Origin of the sequence: Delftia acidovorans NBRC 14950, assembly GCF_001598795.1 — a bacterium.
Classification (GTDB): domain Bacteria; phylum Pseudomonadota; class Gammaproteobacteria; order Burkholderiales; family Burkholderiaceae_C; genus Comamonas; species Comamonas acidovorans.
In genome coordinates, this window is the sequence record NZ_BCZP01000036.1 from 24,320 (window position 1) to 42,688 (window position 18,369).

An 18,369-nucleotide genomic window follows, 5' to 3' on the forward strand; every position below is an offset into this window, starting at 1 on the left:
GGCTTCTCCTAAATTACTAACCCGTCAGTCAGTAAACGGCGCCAGCCAGCTGCCGCGGCATGTTGCCCGGATCTTGCAGCCCGCAGCCGCTTTTCGCACCAGCCCTCCCGGATCCACATGCCCGACTTGCCATCGAACCCTGCCGCGCCTGCTTTGCCGCGCCATCTTCTTCTTGCCCCTCTGTGCCTGGCCGCCGCGCTGGCGCTGGGCGCCTGCTCCAAGGCCGAGCCGCCGCCCGAGCCGGTGCGCGCCGTCAAGCTGCTTACCGTAGGCGTGGGCGCGCTGGACACGCAACTGGAGTACGCGGGCGAGGTGCGCGCGCGCATAGAGTCGCGCCTGGGCTTTCGCGTGGCCGGCAAGCTCGTTCGCCGCGAGGTGGAACTGGGCCAGCACGTGCAGGCAGGCCAGTTGCTGGCGCGGCTCGATGCCAGCGACTACCGGTTGGGAGCTGACGCCGCGCGCGCCCAGGTGGCGGCCGCGACCACGCAGCGCGATCTTGCCGCTGCCGATGTGAGGCGTTACTCGCAGCTGAAGGCGCAGAACTTCATCAGTGGTGCGGAGCTGGAGCGGCGAGAGGCCACGCTCAAGTCCGCCCAAGCCACGCTGGACCAGGCCAAGGCGCAGCTGGCATCGCAGAGCAATCAGGAGTCCTACGCGCAGTTGCTGGCCGATGTGCCCGGCGTGGTGACCGGCATAGACGCCGAACCCGGCCAGGTGGTGTCGGCCGGATCGCCCGTGGTGCGCATTGCCCAGGATGGCCCGCGCGACGTGGTCTTCGTGGTGCCCGAAGACAAGCGCGGTGCCATCCGCGTGGGCCAGAAGGTGAATGTGCGCCCATGGTCGGCCGGCATGCAGCCGCTGCAGGGCCAGGTGCGCGAGGTGGCGGCCAGTGCCGATCCCGTCACGCGAACCTACCAGGTGAAGGTGGCACTGCCTGCGTCGGATGCGGCTGCCGTGCCGCCGCTGGGCGCGACGGTCCATGCGCTGCCCGAGGGCATGGGCCCCACGGGCCAGCCCGTGATCAAGCTGCCGACCACAGCGCTGCGCCAGGAAGGCGGCGGCGGCCAGGGCACGGCCGTGTGGGTGTTCGACGCCGCCAGCAGCACGGTGAAGCTGCAGCCCGTGCAACTGGCCACGGCCGATGGCAACGAGGCCGTGATTGCCGCAGGCCTGACGCCCGGCATGCAGGTGGTGGCCGCCGGCGTGCATGTGCTCACGCCAGGCCAGAAGGTCACGGTCTATCAGGACCGTTATGACAAGGCCCCGCAGCCGGCACAGCAGCGGCCGCAACAGACACAGCCTGCACAGGCGCCTGCCGCCGCAGGCGCTGCGCCCAGCGGAGCGGCCCAATGAGCGGGCCCAAACACAAGGCGCCGCAGGGCGGGCACTTCAATCTTTCGCGCTGGGCGCTGGACCATGTGGCGCTGACGCGCTATTTCATCGTCGTGCTGCTCCTGCTGGGCTTTGCCTCGTACTTCCAGCTGGGGCAGGACGAGGACCCGCCCTTCACCTTCCGCGCCATGGTCGTGCGCACCAACTGGCCCGGCGCCACGGCGCAGCAGATGGCCGAGCAGGTCACCGACAAGATCGAGCGCACGCTGCAGGAGGTGCCCTACGCCGACAAGATCAGCAGCTACTCCAAGCCCGGCGAGTCGATGATCATCTTCCAGCTCAAGGACAACTCGCGCCCCGGCGATGTCCAGCAGCTGTGGTACACGGTGCGCAAGAAGATTGGCGACATGCGCTACACCCTGCCGCAGGGCGTGCAGGGGCCGTTCTTCAATGACGAGTTCGGCGATGTCTATGGCGTGATCTACGCCCTGCAGGCCGACGGCTTCAGCTACGCCGAGCTCAAGACCATGGCCGACGACGTGCGCCAGCGCCTGCTGCGCGTGCCCGACGTGGCGAAGGTCGAGCTGTTCGGCGTGCAGGACGAGAAGGTCTACATCGAGCTGTCGCAGCGCCGCCTGTCGCAGCTGGGCCTGGACATGAACCAGGTGCTCGGCCAGCTGGGCCAGCAAAACGCCATCGAAGGCGCAGGCGTGCTGCAGACTCCGCGCGAGGACGTGCAGGTGCGCGTGGCCGGCCAGTTCCTGGCGGTGGATGAGCTGCGCGCCATGCCCATCCGCGGCGCATCGGGCGCGCAGCTGCGCCTGGGCGATATCGCCGAGATCCGCCGCGGCTATGCCGATCCGGCCAATGTGAAGGTGCGCCACCAGGGCCGCGAGACGATTGCCCTGGGCGTGTCCATGACCAAGGGCGGCGACATCATCCGCCTGGGCAAATCCCTGCGCGGCGCCGTGGGCGACATCGCACGCACGCTGCCGGCCGGCGTGGAGCTGGCCAACATGCAGGACCAGCCCAAGGCCGTGGCCGATTCGGTCAACGAGTTCCTGCAGGTGCTGATCGAGGCCGTGGTGGTGGTGCTGGCCGTGAGCTTCATCAGCCTGGGCCTGCACAAGCGCGAGGGCCACCAGCCGCTGTGGAAGCGCTGGTACATCGATCCGCGCCCGGGCCTGGTGGTGGCCATCACCATTCCGCTGGTGCTGGCCGCGACCTTCCTGGCCATGTGGTACTGGAACATCGGCCTGCACAAGGTGTCGCTGGGCTCGCTGATCATCGCGCTGGGCCTGCTGGTGGACGACGCCATCATTGCCGTCGAGATGATGGTGCGCAAGATGGAGGAGGGCTACGAGAAGTACCGCGCCGCCACCTTCGCCTACGAGATCACGGCCAAGCCCATGCTGACCGGCACGCTGATCACGGCGGCGGGCTTCCTGCCCATCGGCATGGCCAAGTCCATGACGGGCGAGTACACCTTCGCCATCTTCGCGGTGACGGTGATTGCGCTGGTGCTCAGCTGGTTCGCCTCGGTGTACTTCGTGCCCTACCTGGGCATGCTGCTGCTCAAGCGCCCGCCGCACGCGGCCACGCTGCCGCCCGAGGTGGCCTCGGGCGAGGTGCCCATCGAGGAGACCAACCTCAATGCCTCGTCGGCCGAGCATGAAGTCTTCGACAGCCCGTTCTACAACCGCTTCCGGCGCGCCGTGAACTGGTGCGTGACGCACCGCTGGCTGACCATCGCCATCACGGTGCTGGTCTTCGCGCTGGGCCTGGTGGGCATGTCGCGCGTGCAGCAGCAGTTCTTCCCGGATTCCAGCCGGCCCGAAGTGCTGGTGGACATCTGGTTCCCCGAGGGCACGTCGCTGGCCGCCAACGAAGCCGTCACGCGCCGCGTGGAAGAGCGCTTCATGCAGCTGGACGGCGTGCGCACGGTCAGCGAGTGGGTGGGCTCGGGCGTGCCGCGTTTCTACCTGCCGCTGGACCAGGTGTTCCCGCAGAACAACGTCTCGCAGTTCATCCTGGTCGCCCAGGACCTGCCCACGCGCGAGCGTCTGCGCAAATCGCTGCCGGCGCTGTTGGCCCAGGAGTTCCCCGAGGTGCGCGGCCGCGTCAAGCTGCTGCCCAACGGGCCTCCCGTGCCCTATCCGGTGCAGTTCCGCGTGTCCGGCACCGATCCGCAAAAGCTGCGTGCCTATGCCGACGAGGTCAAGCAGGTCATGATCGCCAACGCCGACATGCGCGGCGTCAACGACAACTGGAATGAGTCCGTCAAGGCCGTGCGCCTGGAGGTGGACCAGGACAAGGCGCGCGCCCTGGGCGTGAGCAGCCAGGCCATCGCCCAGGCGGCCCGCGTCATGCTCAGCGGCTCCACCGTGGGCCAGTTCCGCGAGGGTGACAAGCTCATCGACATCGTGCTGCGCACGCCGTATTCGGAGCGCGATGCCATCACCGACATCGCCAACGCCTACCTGCCCACGGCGTCGGGCAAGTCGATCCCGCTCACGCAGATCGCCAAGCCTGTGATGGTCTGGGAGCCCGGCGTGATGTGGCGAGAAAAGCGCATGTTCGCCATCACGGTGCAGGGCGATGTGCGCGAGGGCCTGCAGGGCGCAACGCTGACCCATGCGCTGCTGCCGGGCCTGCGCGAGATCGAGGCGCGCTGGCATGCCGCAGGCGACACGGCCTACCGCATCGATGTGGCGGGCGCCGTGGAGGAAAGCTCCAAGGGCTCTGACGCCATCGTCGCTGGTGTGCCCGTGATGCTGTTCCTCACCTTCACGCTGCTCATGCTGCAGTTGCGCAGTGTCAGCCGCTCACTGCTGGTGTTCATCACCGGGCCGCTGGGCATTCCCGGCGTGGCGGCGGCGCTGCTGCTGTTGGGCCGGCCCTTCGGCTTCGTGGCGCTGCTGGGCGTGGTGGCGCTGATGGGCATGATCCAGCGCAATTCGGTGATCCTGATCGACCAGATCGAGACCGATCGCGCGCGCGGCGTGCCGGCCTGGGACGCCATCATCGAAGCCGCCGTGCGCCGCCTGCGCCCCATCGTGCTGACGGCTGCCGCCGCCGTGCTGGCCATGATCCCGCTGTCGCGCAGCGTGTTCTGGGGCCCCATGGCCGTGGCCATCATGGGCGGGCTGATCGTGGCCACGGTGCTGACACTGCTGGCGCTGCCGGCCATGTACGCCGCCGTGTTCCGCGTGCGCCGCGAGCCCACGCATTGATGCGGCGAAAACGCAGAGGCCGCCGCTCAAATCCGGGGTATGGCAATGCACCCCGCAATTGCGGCTAGAATCTGCGCCCTGACCTAGGAGCCGCCGCGCAGGCGGCTCCCCCAAGAACCAGCGCGGGTGGCGAAATTGGTAGACGCACCAGGTTTAGGTCCTGACGCCAGCAATGGTGTGGGGGTTCGAGTCCCCCCCCGCGCACCACAATAGAGAAAAGGCAAAGTACGCCTAATCTCACTTAAACCCGTTTTCTTCGACGAAAACGGGTTTTTTTTCGCCTCTGCATGTCACGGACGTGGGGGTAACAGGTGTGTGGATGTGATGCCGCTATGCCACAGCAACGTTCTTGGAAGGCTTGTAGCGAGATAAATGAAAATATCACCTGAGCATGATATATTTGCAATATTATCTTGAGGTAATAATTTGAATTAATCATCTTGAGATGATATTTTGAATGCCCTGGCCAGGAGAACACCATGGACCACCTGTTGCAACTGCCCGATCAGCTTGCGCTGCACCTGAAGTCGCTGCGCAAGGCCGCTGGCGTGAGCCAGGCCCAACTGGCGCAGCGGCTGGGCGTGTCCCAGTCGCGTGTGGCGGCGATAGAGCGTGACCCGGCCGCCATCAGCGTGCGCCAGCTGATGGAGATCCTGCAGCTGCTGGATGCCGATCTGCTCATGCGGCCCAGGGCGGATGCGGTGGCTTCTCCTGCGCCTGCACCTGTGCCTGTGCCTGCTGCGTTGAAGGTGGCCGAGCCCGCTCCACAACCGTACGCGGGTGACAACGTGCCCCGCAAGCCCGCCGAGCGCCCCGTGGCCTTCAAGCCGCAGGCGCTGCCGCCGCACTGGCAGGACCGCAAGCCGAAAGGGTCCTGGTGATGGCGGCGTTGGGCGTCTGGATGAATGGGGAGCGGGTGGGCACCTGGGAGGTCACGCGCACGGGCCGCCATGTGTTCGCCTATGACCCGGCCTGGCCGCAGAGCGCGCATGCGCGGCCGCTGTCGCTGTCCATGCCCTTCACGCGCGACCTGACGGTGGCGGGCGAGGTGGTGGCCCACTATTTCGACAACCTGCTGCCGGACGGCGAGGGCATTCGCCGGCGCATTCACCAGCGCTTCGGGCTGCGCGGGATCGATGCGTTTTCGCTGCTGGAAGCCATTGGCCGCGATTGCGTGGGGGCCGTGCAGCTGCTGCCCGAGGGTGCCGTGCCCGACGGTTTTGACCAGGTGCGCTTCGAGCCGCTGAGCGAGGCGCAGATTGCCGAGCACCTGGCCAGCCTGGGCGCCGGGTTTGGTGCGCTGGAGGTGGAGCAGGAGTTCCGGCTGTCCATTGCCGGTGCGCAGGAGAAGACGGCGGTGCTGCGCCATGGCGGCCAGTGGTGCCGCCCGCTGGGCGCGACGCCGACCACGCATATCTTGAAGCCGGCCATCGGCGTGGTGCCGCACTGGCACTACGACCTGAGCGAGTCAGTGGCCAATGAGTGGCTGTGTGCCCGGCTGCTGGCCGAGCTGGGCTTTGCCGTGGCCGACAGCAGCATCGAGACCTTCGGCGGGCAGCAGGTGCTGTGCGTGGAGCGCTTTGACCGCGCCTGGATGGCGCAGGGCTGGATTGCGCGCCTGCCCCAGGAAGATTTCTGCCAGGTGCGCGGCGTTGCCAGCGCCAACAAGTACGAGACCCACGGCGGGCCCGGCATGCTGCAGTGCCTGCAGGTGCTGCAGCATGGCAGCGAGCCTGCCCAGGATTGCGCCCGCTTCGTGATGGCCCAGCTGGCGTTCTGGCTGCTGGCGGCCACGGACGGGCATGCCAAGAATTTCTCGGTGTTCCTGCAGCCGGGCGGCCGCTATGAGATGACACCGCTGTACGACGTGCTGTCGGCCTGGCCCATCATCGGCCATGGCCAAGGCAAGATTGCCCGCCAGCGCGCCAGGATGGCCATGGCCCTGCCGGGGCGCAGCCGCCACTACCGCCTGGCCGAGATCCAGCGCCGCCACTGGAAGGCCCTGGCCGAGACCACGCGCATCGCAGGCCTGTGGGAGAGCATGGTGGAGATGGTCGAGGCGCTGGACGGCGCCATCGACCGGCTGCAGCCGCGCCTGCCGGCCAGCGTGCCGCAGCCTATGGCCCGGCAGATCTTCGACGGGGCGCGCGACCAGGCACGGCGCTTTCTGCTTAGGGGTGATCACTGAGCCATATGGGCGGCTGGCTCAGTGTCGCGATGTTGCTGTGCATCGAATTCTGACAATGGCATGGCTGCCATCTGTCGTGCGACTTCCCGGCGCTTGATGTGTGTGCTTATCGGAAGTATCACAGACGGATTGGGGATGGCGCTGGGAGAGATAGTGCGGTTGATCTCCGTCACTGCTGAAAATACGTGGCCACATTCGAAGTTGCGGCACTGGAATATGGTTTCCCGGCTGGTGTTGGTCAATTGCAAGCTGGTGCGTGTGTACGCGTGTTCATTGCAGTGTGGGCACATCATTCGCATGGGTCATGTTCCTTTCGAGGCCAGTTGACGGTATGAGCGGCTGTTCAACAGCAGGGCTTATGGGATGCCAGGCTTCCTGGTCTTGGGGTGAGCACTTGCGTTGCACGCATGCGGGCGTAGCCGCCTATCCAGGCGTCCAGCGTGATGCCCATGCTTTCGAGGCCCTTTGGACATTGCTTTTCACCATCGATGGCAATCTGTTGGGCAACGCGGTAGGGCATGTCATGCAAGGCCTCCTGGATGAACTCGGCGACCCAAGGCGGTCCGTAGTTTTCCAGCACGTAGGCATCCAGGTACTCGGCGAGATACTGCTCGTGGCCTTCGCTGCTGGCATGGCTGGATGCCGCCGTGTGGGCCCAGCAGGCTGTAGACGCGTTTGCTTTCATGGCTGTCTGCAATCGATGTGGCAAGGCGAGGTGGGTGTGCGTGGTTGCTGGAACCGATGTCTTGAATATACCTTAAGGTTCTGTTTTTGATGGTTCTTTAGGTATTGTCCTTTGGGTATTTATGGGTATTGTTGACAAAAAAAGCCACCCCTGAGGGTGGCTTGGTAGTCTTCTGTGCGGGTTAGTAGACTTTGCTTTCCCAGGCGCGCAGCACCTTGGCCAGGATCTGAAGGTTCATGCCGGGTTTGATGTACCACTCCCGGTATTTCTTGTTCTCGCTGATCACCAGAATGCCCTCGCCGGGAATTCGCTGAAGGCGCTTGATAAAGCCTTCTCCGTCGACCGAGAAGAAGTAGACGCCATCGAACTCGCACTCCCTGACGCCAGTGTCCACCAGGAGTGGATCGCCTGGATTGAACATCCCCAGCATGGAGTCTCCAAAGCCCGTCACGATGGCCAGGTTGTCGTAGGACGTCACGTAGGGGAGGTTTTTCTGGGCCCACTCACTGTTCACGCTCCAGCTGTTGATGACGCCGGGTTGGTCTCGCAAGACCAGTCCGCCGCCCATGGCGCCACCTGTGGAGTACTGTCGAATCACTATTTCGTCTCGTGTGAGTTTCTTGTTGGTATTTTCCACCAGGTCGGGGGTGTGCTTTAGAGCTGCGGCTGCCTCATTGGGTGTCATTTCCCAAAATCCGCGCGGCAGATCGAATGCCGTCCGCGTGGCTTCCATCAACTCTTGCCCAATTCCTTTGGCGCCCTTCTTGTCTTGAGGGTAGAAAAGTCGGTTGACGTAGCTTGCGTCCTTTCCTATGGCGCGTGCCATCGCGGCCCGATTGCCTTGGGTGAATTCCGAGCAGACGATTGTAAGAAGTTGTTGCAGGCGTGTGTGCTGATCCATGGGCTGATTTTCGCGTTGAGTACCTGTGGGTACAAGATACCTTTGGGTATCTTTTTGTGGGTTCCTTGGGTATCATGTGCTGCATGAACCCATTCAAATTGTTTTTTTGTGAACTGGATCGTCGCGGGCGTGCCGAGTTCGCCGAGCGGTGTGGCACCACGCCAGGGCTGCTCAGCAAGCTGGTCTATGGCGGCGGGAAAGTGGAGTTGGGGCTGGCTGACGTGATGGTGGCTTTGGGGGGCGGCAGGTTTTCCCTGGATGCGCTGCCATTGACCGAAAGGGCTCGTTTCCAGAACGAAGCTCGCTCGATAGGCCATGGGAGGTGCGCATGACAAGCCAATGCAATGCCGTTCTGCCTGATCCCATGGTGCCCTGCGACTGTGATCTTTCCGACTTTCCGTTCATGCCACTGGATGTAGCCCGGCTGAGGGATTCGGACCTGGCGGCCAACGAGACCCCCGATGCATGCTGGGCCGCCGTGCTGCTGTGGTCTGCCGCCTGGCACCAAGTTCCCGCTGGCTCCATGCCGGACAACGATGCCTGGATCGCGAAACAGGCGGGCTATGCCCTGCGGGGACGTATTGACCCCAAGTGGAAACGCGTGCGTGAGGGAGCCATGCGAGGCTGGGTGCTATGCAGCGACGGACGCTACCACCACGCGGTGGTAGCGGAGAAGGTTCGCGACGCCTGGAGTGCCAAGTTGCTGCAGCGTTGGCGCACCGAATGCAGCCGCATCAAAAAGCACAACGACAGGCACGGGACAGATGTGCGCCGTCCATCGTATGAGGAATGGATAGATTGCGGCCGTCCCACCGGACAGGTGCTGTCCATGTCCGGGGACGGTTACGCCTGTCCGGGGGAACAAGATGACAGTGTCCCTGGGGACAGTGCTCCGGTGTCCCGTGGAGGCTGTGTTGCGGTCTCTGCGGAAAGCGCCTCCAAGGGACAGGGAAAGGGAAAGAGACAGGGACACCCTGATGTTCGCTCCAATCCTGGCGGTTCGATCCGCCAGCCCGTTCCTGCCAGCGACTGCAGCGAGATCATTTTCGGCTATGGGCTGTCTCTGCTGGTCAACTCGGGTACGCCGGAAAGACAGGCACGGTCCTTCCTTGGTGGGTTGCGCAAGGTCCATGGTGACGATGCGTTGATCGACAGGCTGCGTGCCTGCGCCCAGGCCAGGCCGCTGCAACCGCTGGAATGGCTGGCTGCCGCACTTCCGCCACCGACGAGGGCCGCTATTCGTCGCTCCGTCCCCGTGGGCAGGCACGGCGCAGCTTACGCGGCCATCATGGAGGCGTAGGCATGCAGAGCATTTCTGCCCTGTCGTCCGTTGCGATAACGGGAGAGCTCCGGCAGCAGGCCGCGAGTTCCGCCGTGAAAAACCTGTTCCTGGTCATGCAGGGGTCCTACGGTTCGCTGTTTCTGAGCAAATTCGCCACAGGCGTTCTGGATGATGGCGGGCGAGATCTCGGTGTCCGCGCGGCCATGCGTGTCTGGAGCGCAGCGCTGGCGAAATACGACTCCAGTGTGATTGAAACTGCCGTGGCCCGACTGCCTGCGGCCCATCCGGATTTCCCGCCGCACCTGCCTCAGTTTGAAGCGCTGTGCCGTGCCGCCACCCCCCGCAGCACACATGCCGAGTTGCAGGGGTGGACTCGTCTGCCAGCACCTGGTGCTTCGCCTGTCCGTGTGCAACTGGTGCCTGTAGGCGATGGCAAGGACTGGGCGCGCCGCATCCTGGCCCGAACCCGGGCCGGTGACCAGACCATCACCCGCGCAGTGCTTCGCAATGCCATGCAGGCCCTGAGCATGGATGGGTGGCCGCGATGACTGTCCAGACTTGTCCGAATGCCCTCCACAGCCTATCTCCGTCGTCCTGACGTCACTGCCTGCTGCGCTGTGGCACCAATCGCCCCCTGCCGTGCCCAGAGCCGCCCCGTTTCCCAGCCTTCCATTGAAAGGGTAGAACCTTGAATTCCACGCTTTTTCGCAACAACGTATTCCAGTGGCCTGAACGGCGCGGCCCGGTGTGCGCCATCCATGCCAGATCGGCTCGTTGGTTGCCACATCTGAGCCTGGCTGAAGCCCGTGCAGGAAAGGTCTGAACGTATGGGAGACGAAGCGATCAACTGGCTGGCGGGGCAACTGCAAGGCCGAAAGGATGGCAGGCCCAGGAATCACAACCCTCGCCCTGCCGGAGTCGTGCGCCCAGGCAGTGGTACGGACGCATTGTTGCGCCATCTGCAGCAAATGCCGGACCGCTGGTTCTTCCATTGCGAACTGGTGCTGGCGCTAGGGCGTTCAAAAGGAGAGATCGATTGGGCGCTGCAGTACCTGACGGGGCGGGGCCTGGTCCAAGCCAGGCTCACCGAATTGCCCGGGCGCAAGCCTGTTCTGCGCTACCGACTGATCTGCGACCGTCGCGAGGTGCCGGCGAATTCTTCGGGCCTGCCTGATGGCGCGTCCCAAGCCTGACAGGTTCGCAGGCATGAAAACGCTAATCTCCAACACCGTCCTTTCCGGGGGGGAGCAAGTCTCCTCCTCCCGTCAGCACAGCAGCACGCAGGAGCGGCATCGTTGCTTTGCACGGGAGTACGTTGCATCGGGTTTCAATGCCACGCGGGCGGCAGTCGCCGCAGGCTACAGTCCATCCTCTGCGGCATCTCAGGGCGCCAGGCTGCTGAAGGATCCACGGGTGCAGGACTATGTCAGGGAGTGCAGCCAACGCGTCGCGGAGCACGCCGAGGTTCGGGCCGAGGAAGTGGTGCGCCGGCTCCATGAAATGCTGATGGCCGATCCGCGCGATCTGGTCGAGGTTCACGTATCGTGCTGCCGGCATTGCTACGGAGCTGCCCATGACTACCAGTACACGCTGTCCGAGTACAACGCCAAGCGTGAAAAGTGGATTGATGCCGGCAAGCAATTTCAGGACTTTCCCGAGCTCGGCGGGGTGGGCTACGAGGCCCACCGTCCCCCCCTGGCGGAGTGCCCTGAGTGTTTTGGCGCCGGTCTGCCACGCACGGTCGTCAAGGACACGCGCGGCCTTGGGCGGGGTGCGCTGGCGCTGTTCGGTGGCGCAAAGGAAGGCAAGTACGGCACGGAGATCAGCCTCCGCAGCCAGTTGGATGTGATAGAGAAACTGATGCGCTATCACGGCCTGTACCAGCGGGACACCGCTCAGAAAAGCATGGGCATGGGGCACTTCGAAGTGCATTTCATTGAGCCACCCCGGCGCAGTGACGATCCTCGCGAGGAGCGTGCATGAGCACCATGTCTGATGAATTGCCGATGCTCGCGCTCGACAGCCTGCCTTCGGGCGAGCCTCCTGATTTTGCAGCCGACTATGAGATCGAGCGCTCGCGCGTCACTGTCGAGTTCCCGCTCAAGCTCAGGCCGCTCTTCGAGCCGCGGCGGTTCAAGGTCATGTACGGTGGCCGCGGAGGCGCGAAGTCGTGGTCCGTGGCCATGGCCTTGCTGGTGCTGGGCAGCAACCGCCCCTTGCGCATCCTTTGTGCGCGCGAGGTGCAGAAGTCCATGCGCGAGTCCGTGCATCGCCTGTTGCAGGACCAGATCGAGGCCCTGGGGTTGGGGGCGTTCTACGAGGTGCTGGGTACGGAAATCCGCGGAGCCAACGGAACACTGATCCTGTTCGCAGGCCTGCAGGCCCATACGGTGAACTCCATCAAGTCGTTCGAGGCCATCGATATCGTCTGGGTGGAGGAGGCGCAGGGCGTCAGCGCGGGCAGTTGGGAGGTGCTGGTGCCCACCATTCGGCGTCCAGGATCCGAGATCTGGCTGACGCTCAATCCTGGCCTGGCCAGTGACCCAACCTATGACCGCTTCATCACCCATGCGGATGGTGATACTTGGCTCTGCGAAATCAACTGGCGCGACAACCCATGGTTTCCCGATGTGCTGGACAAGGAACGGGGACGCCATTTCAAGCGTGATCCAGACAGCTATTGGAACATCTGGGAGGGCCGTCCCAGACGCAGTCTGGCTGGTGCCATCTACGCCAAGGAGGTAGAGCGCCTGCACAACGACGGCCGCGTTTGCCCCGTCCCCTGCAATCCCAGGTTGCCCGTGCATACTGTCTGGGACCTGGGATGGGCCGACGACATGGCGATCGCTTTCGTGCAGCGCACGGCCGTGGACTTTCGGATCATTCATTTCATGCAAGGCCACCAGAAGACCTTGGAGTGGTACGTGCAGGAGATGGAAAAACTCCCCTATCTATGGGGCACAGACTTCCTCCCGCACGATGGCGCGCATGGAGATTTCAAGACCGGGCAGACTTCGCAGCAGATCCTGCAGGATATGGGCCGAGAGGTCGAGGTGCTCGAGCGATTCGGGCTGGAGGCCGGCATACGGATGGCGCGTGGCATCTTTGCCCAGGCCTATGTCGATGCCGGCAGGTGCGCCCAATTGCTGGATTGCCTGAGCCGGTATCGACGCCAGGTAGACCCCCGAACCCAGGAGCCTGGCGCGCCGCTGCATGACGACGCCAGCCACGGCGCAGATGTGTGGCGCTATCTGGCCATGGCCCTGCCGCGCATGGATAACGCGACCCAGTGCGCGATGAGGAATCGGCGGCGCGGAGGCGGCATGGCGCGTTGAGACCGTGCCAAGCCTGCCATTGTCATGGCATGCCTGCATGCATCGATCTTCGCAAGTCCCACCTCCACCGCCGGCACGGCGACCTGCTGGCCATCTACACCTGGATCAATGGAGAGAGGGCCCTGGTCCTGATCCCCAGTCTGCGTCCCAAAGCGCCCTGGTATGTGGTGATGGAGAGCGCCGCCTATCTCTATGACCATCCGTCTTACCTTGCACGCATGTGCGTGAAGGCTTGCGAGGTTTTGGGTATTGAACCCAGCCGGGCCAACTGGGTGCGGGTGGCCTCCATCATCAATGAAGGGTTGCCTGATCTGGTGGCCATGCCCAGCGAGCCGACATGGGAGCGCCGGGGCCGCGAGTTCGGTCACCTGGTGATCAAGATGGAAGGCAAGGAAATTGCAGCGCAGGCTTTGACCGTTCCTGATGTGGGGGCCGAATATGTCCCTGCTTGAACCCCGCTTCAACCGCCGAGCAGGCGTGGGCGAGCACGTCCTGAACGATGAGCCGCCGGCTTTCGATGTGGTGGACACAGCGCCCCAGCATCCGCTGGACCAGGCCGAGGCCCGCAAGACGCTGCGAAAGCTCCTGAGCTGGTACTACCGCGAACGCGAGATCCAGGCCGAGAACCGCCTGCAGATGTCCATCGACGCCGACTACTACGACGGCGACCAATGGGAACCTGCCGACGCAGCCACGCTGGAGGGGCGCGGCCAGGTGCCCCTGGTATTCAACGAGGTGGCCGTGATGTGCGACTGGCTGATTGGTACGGAGCGGCGCGCGCGCGTGGACTGGAGCGTGCTGCCACGCACCGAGGAAGGCGTGCAGATGGCTGACATCAAGACCAAGGTGCTCAAGTACGTGTCCGATGTGAATCGCACGGGCTTCAACCGCAGCCGGGCTTTTGAAGACACCATCAAGGTGGGGGTCGGCTGGCTGGACGACGGGGTACGGAACGACCCAACCAAGGACATCATCTACTCCAAGTACGAAGACTGGCGCAACGTGCTCTGGGACTCCATGGCAATGGAAAACGATCTGAGCGACGCGCGCTATATCTTCCGCACCCGTTGGGTGGACGAGGATGTGGCCATCACCATGTATCCAGCTCGCCGCGACGTGCTGCAGCGTGCAGTGGAGCAGGGACAGGAGCACAGCGCGCAGCAGTGGGCTGAGGACGCATTCCATTACCAGGGCCATTCCTCCAGTCAGCATTCGCGGGGTGGCCTGGCCAGTGGTTATGGCGATGCCGATGACGAGCAGCGCCGCCGCGTGCGGTTGATCGAGTGCCAGTTCCGCATGCCGGCCTCGGTTCGCGTCGTGACCGAAGGGCCGTTCAAGGGCGCGTTCGTTGAACCCTGGGACCAGGCTTTGATGCAAGCCATCGGTCAGGCTGGCGGGGCCATCGTGGACCGGGTGGTCATGCGCATGCACGTGGCCGTATTCACCGAAGGCCATCTGCTTGCGCTGGGGCCCATGCCCATGCGGCACAACAGCTTCAGCCTCACGCCCATCTGGTGCTATCGCCGCGGCCGCGATCGCATGCCCTATGGCGTGGTGCGGCGTGTACGCGATCTGCAAATGGACCTGAACAAGCGGGCCAGCAAAGCATTGTTCCTGTTGTCCACCAACCAGATATTCGCCGAGAAGGGCGCCTTCGACGATATCAACGAGGCGCGCGAGGAAATCAATCAGCCCGATGGGGTCGTGATCTATCGCGCCGGACGGAAATTCGAGGTGCACCGCGACAGCGAGATGGCCTCCGGCCAGATGCAGATGATGAACCTGGATACCCAGGCGATACAGAAGTCCGCCGGCATCGGCAGCGAGAACCTGGGCCGGCAGACGAATGCCAGCTCCGGCATTGCGATCAAGGCGCGCCAGATGCAAGGATCGGTCGTGACCACACAGCCATTCGACAATCACCGGCTGGCTGTGCAGATCCAGGGCGAGAAGCAACTGAGCCTGATCGAGCAGTGGTACACGGAGGAAAAGGTCATTCGTCTGTCAGGCCACAAAGGGCGTCTCGACTGGGTACGCATCAACCTGCCCGAGCTGCAGCCGGATGGCAGCGTGCGCTACCTCAACGACATCACAGCAAGCCTGGCTGATTTCATTGTGTCCGAGCAGGACTATGCGGGCACGTTGCGCCAGGTCATGTTCGAGTCGCTTTCACAGATGGCCGGCCGCATGCCGCCCGAGGCTGCGTTGCGCCTGTTGACCATCGCCATGGACTACTCCGACCTGCCCAATAGAGAGCAGATCGCAGATGAGATGCGCAAGCTGACCGGTGAGCGCGACCCCGCCAAACCTCTTACACCCGAAGAGCAGCAACAGATGCAGCAGCAGATGCAGGCCCAGGCCGAGGCCCTGCAAATGCAGCAGGAGGGCGCGCGCCAGGCGCTTGCCGAGCAGGTGGCCAAGGTCCGTGAAGTCAATGCCCGTGCCGAGAAGCTGGAGGCCGAGGCCGAGCACATGCGTGCCAGCGGCGGGGACCAGGCTCTGGCCTTGCGCATGGCGGGTGCGGCCGCCTCAGTGCGGCGCGATGCGGATGTCGAGCTGGACAACATGCGCCAGCAACTTGCCAAGGCCAATGCAGACCTCGCCAACAAGACGCTGCAGATCCGGGCAGACGAGGACGTGCGCCTGCAGGTGGCGTGCATCGAGGCCGATTCGCGCGAGCGCGTGGCGCAAATCCAGGCCTTGAGCCGCCAGCATCTCGATTCGATGTCGGGTCGCCTCGCCCAGTTTGAACAACAAGGAGTGATGGATGGGCAATGACGTCACGCAGGCCGCGCTCGAAGCTGCGGCCAACGCAACAAACGCTGGGGCGGCGGCGGCCATGAGCAGCAAGGTCGGCTGGAGCGGACTCGGACTGGGTGGCTTTGGCTGGCTCTTGACCTCCGAAGCCGGTGTCGCTATCGGCATAGTGGTGGGTGTCGCAGGCTTTTCGGTCAGCTGGTACTACCGCCGCAAGGAATTTCAACTGAAGTTGGCGGAAGAGGCTCGTGATCAGGCCGAGCACGAATTGCGCATGAGCCTCATGCGCCGCAGCGGTACGCGCAATGCCCCAGACGAGGAGGGTGGGCAATGAAGCAAGATCGATGGACCGCCGCCTTGCCTGGGCGAACTGCCGGGCCATGGGTGCATGCCCAGGGGAATGCATGATGGCTGAGCAGACTTCCAAGGTGCCGGCATGGCTGGCAGGCCGGCTGGCCGCGCTGGTGTTGCTGGCCGGGTTGGGCAGTGGAGGGGCAATCGTGGCCCGGCACATTGACGGCCCGGCACTCAACGATCCCTATGTGCAGGCCGTTGCGGCAGATACCCAAACCTCGCCCGGCGTGAAGGTTGCGATGGTACTGGGCTCGTTCTACGAGAGCAGCGGGCACCATGTGGGAATGCCCTATGTCGACAAGCTGGGCAAGGGCCAGCCACTGACTGTCTGCAATGGCGTCACTGGAGAGGGGGTCACGGCGGGCCGCTGGTACAGCTCCTCAGACTGCTATGCACTGGAACTTGGCCGCTACCTGATTGCAGAGCGCCATGCACGGCAAATGCTTGTGGACTGGGCGGCGTATGACCCATTCGTGCAAGGGCAATTCATCGACTTCGTGCACAACAAGGGGGTGGGTAGCCTGGCTTCCAGCACGCTACTGCGCAAAGCCAACGCCGGTGATCTGGCAGGGGCCTGCAACGAGAACCCTCGCTGGAACAGGGGCACGGTCAAGGGCGTTTCCACCGTGCTGCCGGGGCTGCAACTGCGAGGCGATGCGAATGGCGAAATCTGCCGAGAGTGGAGGGTCATGCCTTGAGCTCCCGCTTCTTCGTCCAGTCCATGGCTGCAGGACTGGCCTTCATCCTCGGTGCAGGTTGCGCGTGGTGGACTCAGGATCAACGCTACGGAGTGCGCCTGGAGCAACTGAGGCAACAGGCTGTCAGCGACGAACTGTCCCGTGTGCGCCAGGCCGCGCAGGACATGGCTGCTTTTTCCAAGGGACTTGACGATGCACTTGCCACATTCCAACGTACCCAGCAGCGCAATGCGCTGGTCCAGCAGGATCTTGAGCGCAGCCTGCGCGACATGCACATTGCTGCTGCAGGCTTGCGCGGTGACTTCGCCGGTTTGCCAGAACGTATCAGCGCAGCTACCCGGCCCTCTCTTGCCCAGTACGCCAGCACCTGCACAGCCTTACTCGAAAGTCTGGCAGAGCGAGGTACAAGAATGGCACAGCGCGGTGCAGACATCGCGCGAGCGGCTGATGGCCATGCCGCTGACGTCCGATTGATGGGTGATGCCTGGCCCCGTGCCAAGCCTGCCAATCTCCCTTGAGCACGCACATCAGGAACTGCCAACCATGACCAATCAAGACGACCAACTGCGCCTTCTGTCCGAAGCCGAGCGCGCCACGTTGCAGGAAGACGACTATGACCCCAGCGAGGACAATGCGGCAGCACTTGCTGCGTTGGGCCGTGGCAGTCTCGATGGGAGCCCCGAAGATGAGCCAATGGGGCAAGCCGATGGCCGTGACAGTGATGACGCGCCAGCATCCACGCTGAAAGCCGGGGCGGAAGCGTCAACGAGCCATTCGCCCGAAACAGACCACAATGCCGAACGCCACGGCGCCGGGGGATCCTCTAAGCCGTTGCCATCTGGCTACAGGGTGGATCTGCCCTTGGATTACCAGGACCAGGTCTGGGCCAACAAATCTGCCATGGCCGAAGTCCGCCGCAGGTTCAACGACGGTGATCTGGACCACTCGGAAATGGAGGCTGAACTGGACAGGCTGCAAGATGAGCGTGACCAGCTACGCGATGTGAAAACGCGTGCCACTGTCTCTGCGGAAATGCGCCAGCAGTCTGAAATGGATGCATGGACCCACTCCATCCACACGTTCCTGGATGACGCTGCAAAAATGCCTGAACTGGGTCGCGTGAATTACCACGCGGACTTGGAAAAACAGGCTGACCTGGACGCTTTCGTCAAGGCACTTGGGGCAGCTCCCGCCAACCAGCACAGGCCTTTTCGCTGGTTTCTGGAGGAAGCGCACAGGCGTGTTCTGGCCCTGCATGGGATCCCCACCACCAAAAAGTCCGTGGACATGCGACGCCGGGCAGATCCGTCCGACATAGTCACCAACCTGGCCGACGTGCCCGGCGGCGCAGGCGATGCCGACCCCGCGGGCGACGAGTTCGCCGAGCTGGACAAGCTCACCGGCCTGGACTACGAGCGCGCGCTGGGCCGCCTGTCCGAAGAAAAGCGTGCGCAGTTCCTGCGCTCGGTGTGAAGGGCCCCATGGCACAGGCTGCAGCATCGACGCCCGGCGTGCGCCGCATCTTCATCGAGTTGCGCACGGGGGATGTGCTGGAGGTGGGCGGCGTTCGCATCCAGCTGGAGTACAAGAAGGGGCAGGCCGCG

19 protein-coding genes and 1 tRNA gene are annotated in these 18,369 nt (G+C 63.9%); 17 read left to right on the forward strand and 3 right to left on the reverse strand.

The genetic code is table 11. From position 1 onward, the window contains the following. Positions 1–117 precede the first annotated feature (117 nt). From DA1_RS26945 to DA1_RS26965, 5 genes are all read left to right on the forward strand, one after another. Positions 118–1,353: an efflux RND transporter periplasmic adaptor subunit gene (locus DA1_RS26945; protein ID WP_034391677.1), complete on the forward strand. Its 1,236-nt coding sequence runs from the start codon at positions 118–120 to the stop codon at positions 1,351–1,353. After that, positions 1,350–4,565: an efflux RND transporter permease subunit gene (locus tag DA1_RS26950; protein WP_034391680.1), complete on the forward strand. Its 3,216-nt coding sequence runs from the start codon at positions 1,350–1,352 to the stop codon at positions 4,563–4,565. The genes DA1_RS26945 and DA1_RS26950 overlap by 4 nt, the downstream gene beginning before the upstream one ends. Positions 4,566–4,685: 120 nt before the next feature. Next, positions 4,686–4,772: transfer RNA gene (locus DA1_RS26955), tRNA-Leu, on the forward strand. Between the two features lie 272 nt (positions 4,773–5,044). Continuing rightward, positions 5,045–5,446 (forward strand): helix-turn-helix domain-containing protein, encoded by a 402-nt coding sequence (locus DA1_RS26960; protein WP_034391682.1) that lies wholly within the window; start codon positions 5,045–5,047, stop codon positions 5,444–5,446. Further along, entirely contained in the window at positions 5,446–6,753 is a 1,308-nt protein-coding gene (locus DA1_RS26965) for a type II toxin-antitoxin system HipA family toxin (RefSeq protein WP_034391684.1), read from the forward strand. Before DA1_RS26960 ends, DA1_RS26965 begins: the two co-directional genes overlap by 1 nt. Here the strand turns inward: DA1_RS26965 and DA1_RS30085 are convergent. From DA1_RS30085 to DA1_RS26975, 3 genes are all read right to left on the reverse strand, one after another. Continuing rightward, a complete protein-coding gene (locus DA1_RS30085; protein ID WP_080736824.1) occupies positions 6,747–7,052 on the reverse strand; it encodes an Ogr/Delta-like zinc finger protein in 306 nt (101 codons plus the stop codon). The genes DA1_RS26965 and DA1_RS30085 overlap by 7 nt on opposite strands. A 44-nt stretch (positions 7,053–7,096) precedes the next feature. Next, positions 7,097–7,438 (reverse strand): hypothetical protein, encoded by a 342-nt coding sequence (locus tag DA1_RS26970; RefSeq protein WP_051940597.1) that lies wholly within the window; start codon positions 7,436–7,438, stop codon positions 7,097–7,099. Positions 7,439–7,619: 181 nt separating this feature from the next. Then, positions 7,620–8,339 carry a S24 family peptidase gene (locus DA1_RS26975; protein WP_013803304.1) on the reverse strand — a complete coding sequence of 240 codons (720 nt, stop codon included), beginning with the start codon at positions 8,337–8,339 and terminating at the stop codon, positions 7,620–7,622. Positions 8,340–8,422: 83 nt separating this feature from the next. On the opposite strand from DA1_RS26975, the gene DA1_RS30735 reads away from it, so the two are divergent. From DA1_RS30735 to DA1_RS27030, 12 genes are all read left to right on the forward strand, one after another. Beyond that, positions 8,423–8,671 (forward strand): hypothetical protein, encoded by a 249-nt coding sequence (locus tag DA1_RS30735; RefSeq protein ID WP_141441628.1) that lies wholly within the window; start codon positions 8,423–8,425, stop codon positions 8,669–8,671. Continuing rightward, positions 8,668–9,639: a DUF1376 domain-containing protein gene (locus DA1_RS26980; protein WP_034391688.1), complete on the forward strand. Its 972-nt coding sequence runs from the start codon at positions 8,668–8,670 to the stop codon at positions 9,637–9,639. Before DA1_RS30735 ends, DA1_RS26980 begins: the two co-directional genes overlap by 4 nt. A gap of 2 nt (positions 9,640–9,641) precedes the next feature. After that, on the forward strand, positions 9,642–10,169 hold the full coding sequence (locus DA1_RS26985; protein ID WP_034391690.1) for a hypothetical protein: 528 nt from the start codon (positions 9,642–9,644) through the stop codon (positions 10,167–10,169). Between the two features lie 279 nt (positions 10,170–10,448). Then, on the forward strand, positions 10,449–10,814 hold the full coding sequence (locus DA1_RS26990; protein WP_034391692.1) for a hypothetical protein: 366 nt from the start codon (positions 10,449–10,451) through the stop codon (positions 10,812–10,814). 13 nt (positions 10,815–10,827) lie between these two features. Continuing rightward, complete coding sequence (locus DA1_RS26995; protein WP_034398306.1) at positions 10,828–11,604, forward strand: terminase small subunit; 777 nt, start codon at positions 10,828–10,830, stop codon at positions 11,602–11,604. Further along, a complete protein-coding gene (locus tag DA1_RS27000; protein ID WP_080736825.1) occupies positions 11,601–12,956 on the forward strand; it encodes a PBSX family phage terminase large subunit in 1,356 nt (451 codons plus the stop codon). The genes DA1_RS26995 and DA1_RS27000 overlap by 4 nt, the downstream gene beginning before the upstream one ends. Positions 12,957–12,985: 29 nt before the next feature. Next, positions 12,986–13,408, forward strand: coding sequence for a hypothetical protein (locus tag DA1_RS27005; protein ID WP_034391694.1), 423 nt, complete (start codon positions 12,986–12,988; stop codon positions 13,406–13,408). Beyond that, positions 13,395–15,734: a portal protein gene (locus DA1_RS27010; RefSeq protein WP_034391696.1), complete on the forward strand. Its 2,340-nt coding sequence runs from the start codon at positions 13,395–13,397 to the stop codon at positions 15,732–15,734. The genes DA1_RS27005 and DA1_RS27010 overlap by 14 nt, the downstream gene beginning before the upstream one ends. Then, positions 15,724–16,047: a holin gene (locus DA1_RS27015; RefSeq protein ID WP_051940599.1), complete on the forward strand. Its 324-nt coding sequence runs from the start codon at positions 15,724–15,726 to the stop codon at positions 16,045–16,047. The genes DA1_RS27010 and DA1_RS27015 overlap by 11 nt, the downstream gene beginning before the upstream one ends. A 73-nt stretch (positions 16,048–16,120) precedes the next feature. Beyond that, a complete protein-coding gene (locus DA1_RS27020; RefSeq protein ID WP_230590743.1) occupies positions 16,121–16,765 on the forward strand; it encodes a lysozyme in 645 nt (214 codons plus the stop codon). Then, positions 16,762–17,283: a hypothetical protein gene (locus tag DA1_RS27025; protein ID WP_080736826.1), complete on the forward strand. Its 522-nt coding sequence runs from the start codon at positions 16,762–16,764 to the stop codon at positions 17,281–17,283. The genes DA1_RS27020 and DA1_RS27025 overlap by 4 nt, the downstream gene beginning before the upstream one ends. A 25-nt stretch (positions 17,284–17,308) precedes the next feature. Continuing rightward, entirely contained in the window at positions 17,309–18,238 is a 930-nt protein-coding gene (locus tag DA1_RS27030) for a hypothetical protein (RefSeq protein ID WP_034391700.1), read from the forward strand. Positions 18,239–18,369: the final 131 nt, after the last annotated feature.

Coding starts and splice junctions, on each gene's coding strand:
- DA1_RS26945 (WP_034391677.1), top strand. CDS start 118: ATGCCCGACTTGCCATCGAACCCTGCCGCGCCTGCTTTGCCGCGCCAT.
- DA1_RS26950 (WP_034391680.1), top strand. CDS start 1,350: ATGAGCGGGCCCAAACACAAGGCGCCGCAGGGCGGGCACTTCAATCTT.
- DA1_RS26960 (WP_034391682.1), top strand. CDS start 5,045: ATGGACCACCTGTTGCAACTGCCCGATCAGCTTGCGCTGCACCTGAAG.
- DA1_RS26965 (WP_034391684.1), top strand. CDS start 5,446: ATGGCGGCGTTGGGCGTCTGGATGAATGGGGAGCGGGTGGGCACCTGG.
- DA1_RS30085 (WP_080736824.1), bottom strand. CDS start 7,052: ATGCGAATGATGTGCCCACACTGCAATGAACACGCGTACACACGCACC.
- DA1_RS26970 (WP_051940597.1), bottom strand. CDS start 7,438: ATGAAAGCAAACGCGTCTACAGCCTGCTGGGCCCACACGGCGGCATCC.
- DA1_RS26975 (WP_013803304.1), bottom strand. CDS start 8,339: ATGGATCAGCACACACGCCTGCAACAACTTCTTACAATCGTCTGCTCG.
- DA1_RS30735 (WP_141441628.1), top strand. CDS start 8,423: ATGAACCCATTCAAATTGTTTTTTTGTGAACTGGATCGTCGCGGGCGT.
- DA1_RS26980 (WP_034391688.1), top strand. CDS start 8,668: ATGACAAGCCAATGCAATGCCGTTCTGCCTGATCCCATGGTGCCCTGC.
- DA1_RS26985 (WP_034391690.1), top strand. CDS start 9,642: ATGCAGAGCATTTCTGCCCTGTCGTCCGTTGCGATAACGGGAGAGCTC.
- DA1_RS26990 (WP_034391692.1), top strand. CDS start 10,449: ATGGGAGACGAAGCGATCAACTGGCTGGCGGGGCAACTGCAAGGCCGA.
- DA1_RS26995 (WP_034398306.1), top strand. CDS start 10,828: ATGAAAACGCTAATCTCCAACACCGTCCTTTCCGGGGGGGAGCAAGTC.
- DA1_RS27000 (WP_080736825.1), top strand. CDS start 11,601: ATGAGCACCATGTCTGATGAATTGCCGATGCTCGCGCTCGACAGCCTG.
- DA1_RS27005 (WP_034391694.1), top strand. CDS start 12,986: ATGCCTGCATGCATCGATCTTCGCAAGTCCCACCTCCACCGCCGGCAC.
- DA1_RS27010 (WP_034391696.1), top strand. CDS start 13,395: ATGTCCCTGCTTGAACCCCGCTTCAACCGCCGAGCAGGCGTGGGCGAG.
- DA1_RS27015 (WP_051940599.1), top strand. CDS start 15,724: ATGGGCAATGACGTCACGCAGGCCGCGCTCGAAGCTGCGGCCAACGCA.
- DA1_RS27020 (WP_230590743.1), top strand. CDS start 16,121: ATGGCTGAGCAGACTTCCAAGGTGCCGGCATGGCTGGCAGGCCGGCTG.
- DA1_RS27030 (WP_034391700.1), top strand. CDS start 17,309: ATGACCAATCAAGACGACCAACTGCGCCTTCTGTCCGAAGCCGAGCGC.